Genomic DNA, 3,398 nt, shown 5'->3' with positions numbered 1-3,398 from the left:
AATGATGCTGCCGTGGTCGGCGTATGGAAGCTCGATGTGATTCTGGCTTGAGTCGCTAAATTCGATTTTTGCTCGCGCCTCCTCACTTCCAAGCGCTTCCGCAAGTCCGGTGACGAGCGCATTTCGATTATCTTGGGAATATAAAGCAAATTTCAGCGACGAGCTGCCGCAGTTGATAACGAGTATTTTATTTTGCATATCAGGGATACCGCTTCCTTACACTGACAGCCAGTATATTAAAAACCGCTCGCTTCGGCTGCGAGAGCGGAACATTCGTAGTACGTGTCGTTTATAAGCTGGGGGTCTAAACCTATCTCTGCAAGGCCTTCCCAGTCGATTTCATCGACGCGGCCCTGTTCAAAAAGCAAGGTTGAGTTAATGATTAAGCCCTGAGGCCCCGTTCGATCTATGAGCGCCTCGCGCATCGATTCCTTTACGGGAATTTGCTCAATGAGCTCCACGATTGGGACATCAAAAAACGCATCCAAGCAGCTTAAAAGACCAGATGTGTAATATTCAGTTTGCATGCTCGGATCGATTTGTTGCGCAAGCTTCTCGCAAGTCAAAGCGCGAACAATAGCAATATATTGAAGAGCATCTGGTTTATTGTCGAGTTTGCTGAGCGCGAGCAGCGTAGCCCAGCTGCGCACTCGATTAATCCCAAGCAGCGCAACAGCAGAATTGATGGAATCAATCTCTTTAGTTCGACGATACGCTGCGGAATTAATCAAACGCAGTAATTTATAGCTAATAACCGGATCTTGAGAAATGATATCGCTAATTCGTTTGACGTCTGTCGTGGGGTCTTGAAGCTCGGCAACGAGACCCAGTACTGCAATTTGATTGGTCGCAAGTTTTTGACCATGCATTATCTCGGGCTTCGCTAAAAAGTAACCCTGAAAAAGTTGAAATCCCATCGCCTTACATGCTTCAAACTCTTTGTGCGTTTCTACTTTTTCGGCAAGCAGCGTGAGGTCAAAGGGTTTTAAGTAGTCAACGGTGTTTTGGATATCACTTAGTGTTTGTCCGAGAATGTCGACTTTTACGATATCAATGTAGGGCAGTAGCGGCTTGTATTGCGGTGCCCTGACGACATCATCTAAAGCGAGGGTATAGCCAATTTTCTTCAGCTCGATAACACGTTTAATAAAGCTTGGTGTTATCTTTACGTGCTCCAGAATCTCGATGACGATCGAATGGGGGTCAAAGATGGGGCGTTCCATTAAAAGTTCGCCGGAGAAGTTAACAAAAGCCGGGGCGCCGCCCGTCACAAACTGCAAATCGCTTTCGGTGAAAAGGTTTAGTAAAACATTGGATGTGGCACTGAGATCACAAAGAATATTTGCGGCGTTCTGCTCATTGTCGCGAAACAGCAGCTCATAGCCATAAATTTCTTTATTCGCATCGTATATTGGTTGCCGCGCCAGCAGCACATCGTCTTTCTGCATAAAACCTAATTAAGCGGCCGTTCGAAGCTTCGATGGCGAGTTGACTGCTAGTATTCAAGAGTATGTAGTTAAGTGTAGCTGACCTTTTGCCTTGTGAGAGCGGCTAGAGTAGAAAAAATTGCAATAAATGCATGTAACATTCGAGGTAACGACGTTGTTTGAGGAGATAGCGCAGCGGGTGCTTAGCAGCTTGCACTTGCTAAGTGCAAAAACATCCATCTGGTAGAAAAAAGAAGTGGCGTCCCCTAGGGGAGTCGAACCCCTGTTACCGCCGTGAAAGGGCGGTGTCCTAGGCCTCTAGACGAAGGGGACGCATAGGTACTTCGTCGAAGTGGCGCGAATATTAGGGACTTTGTTTTTTGAAGTCAACAAAAAATATTCACCACTGTGCAAATTACTGTATTTGATTCACGCAGGCCTTTAAATTGTTCGCGGTGTAGTCAAAGCTGGCTAACATTCCTTTGTTTTCAATGAGCTTAAAGTATTGGATTGCGACATCAAAATGCGAATCAGGCGTTTCTAGTAGTACCTGGTCGATGTTGAATGTCGCATTAACGCGCAAGATGATTTCATACCGTAGTTTGTTTTCACCGGCGCAAAAGTAATAGGGGTATTCCAAAAGGTCTTTTGCGGGCGCACCCTTTGCCTCAAACACTAATTTGGCACAGCGCGCATAGTTACTATTAACCAGAGAATAGGCATTAAGGATACCTTCTTTGTCGAGCAACTCGTATATCTCTATTACGCGTTGTTTCGCCTTTTTTTGCCCAAAAGGGAGCGTGTTGATCGCATCGTTTTGCGGTATCCCTCTCTGGGCGAGCTGAAGCACCGTTAGCTGCTCAATAGTGAGCATTGTGCATGAGATAAAGTCATGTGGGATGTCTGGGTTTGCGCGCTGATCTGAACGTGCGAGCGCAGTATTGCACTGTAACGCTAGTAATACGAGGAACAGGGCGATGCCCGGCGATACGAAGTGGAGCAAGTTTAAATCCAGCTGATTGAATGCGTGAAGAGCGAAGACTACCCAAAGTTCTGCCCGCCAACCAAACCTTTATGGATAAATGGCGGCCAACGCTTCGCTAATTGTCGAGTACTTAAAACTATAGCCCAAATTATTCAAATATTCTGGGGTCACGGTTTGACTGTCTAGTAGGAGTGCTGCGCGCTCTCCAAAAATAAGATTGACGACGAAAGCCGGCATGGCGAAAAACCTTGGTTTATCGAGTGATTTGGCAAGTGCATCGCTGAACTCGCGATTGCTCACTGGTGAATTCGAGCACATATTGACAGGCCCTGCTGCAGCCTCGGAGCCAAAGAGCAAGTGAATGATCCCGACGGCATCTTCTACATGAACCCAAGACATCATTTGTGCACCATTGCCCATGGTCGCCCCCAGACCCAAGCCAAAACTAAGTTTTAGCTTTTGGAGCATCCCTCCTTGCTTGGCAAGCACGATACCGGTCCTTAACATGCATGTTCGATCTGATCTGACGTGAGTTGACGCTTCTTCCCAGTCACGGCATAGCTGAGCGGAGAAGCCTTCACCGTTGCCACTTGCCTCGTCAAACGTTGTTGTGGGCGATGACGGATAAAAGCCTATGGCAGAACCGCTGACCAACGCCTCGAAGGGTCTTGGCAAAGTACGTGACAGCGCGGCGAGCTCTTCTGTTATACCGATCCGACTAGCGCGAAGATTCTGCTTTCGTTGCATTGTCCAAGGTTTGTCGACGATAGGCTCTCCACTCAGATTAAGGCAGTAACGGATCGTACTTTTCGCCGGAATCTGGGTGAAGCTCGAAATAACTTCCACTTTCCTTCCGATTTTAGCAGTAACGGTCTTCGGCTCTTGACGGGAGAGAACGACAACCGAAACCTCGCTCGGCAGTGATCGGATAAATGCACTGCCAATTAGGCCGGACCCGCCAGTTATTAAATAATCAATGTCGTGTT

Annotated in this window: 3 protein-coding genes, 1 tRNA gene and 1 pseudogene; all 5 read right to left on the bottom strand. The window is 47.3% G+C overall.

Annotation, left to right across the window (positions count from 1 at the left end):
* Positions 1-198: pseudogene (locus A3751_RS14500) on the bottom strand (acetate kinase); the annotation flags it as partial.
* 38 nt (positions 199-236) lie between these two features.
* Positions 237-1,448, bottom strand: a complete 1,212-nt coding sequence (locus A3751_RS14495) for an EAL and HDOD domain-containing protein (protein WP_068457363.1) — start codon at positions 1,446-1,448, stop codon at positions 237-239.
* A gap of 236 nt (positions 1,449-1,684) precedes the next feature.
* Positions 1,685-1,760: transfer RNA gene (locus A3751_RS14490), tRNA-Glu, on the bottom strand.
* Between the two features lie 82 nt (positions 1,761-1,842).
* Entirely contained in the window at positions 1,843-2,430 is a 588-nt protein-coding gene (locus A3751_RS14485) for a hypothetical protein (protein WP_156492485.1), read from the bottom strand.
* A gap of 69 nt (positions 2,431-2,499) precedes the next feature.
* The coding region (locus A3751_RS14480) for a TIGR01777 family oxidoreductase (protein ID WP_082863278.1) at positions 2,500-3,398 on the bottom strand (899 nt) is incomplete at its 5' end.

It is taken from the genome of Oleiphilus sp. HI0080 (assembly GCF_001635135.1).
The sequence above is the reverse complement of the archived record's forward strand: the minus strand, read 5'-3'. Positions and strand labels throughout refer to the sequence as shown.

What these genes read in the sequence shown, in the direction of transcription:
- A3751_RS14495 (WP_068457363.1), bottom strand. Translation starts at nt 1,448, where the DNA reads ATGCAGAAAGACGATGTGCTGCTGGCGCGGCAACCAATATACGATGCG.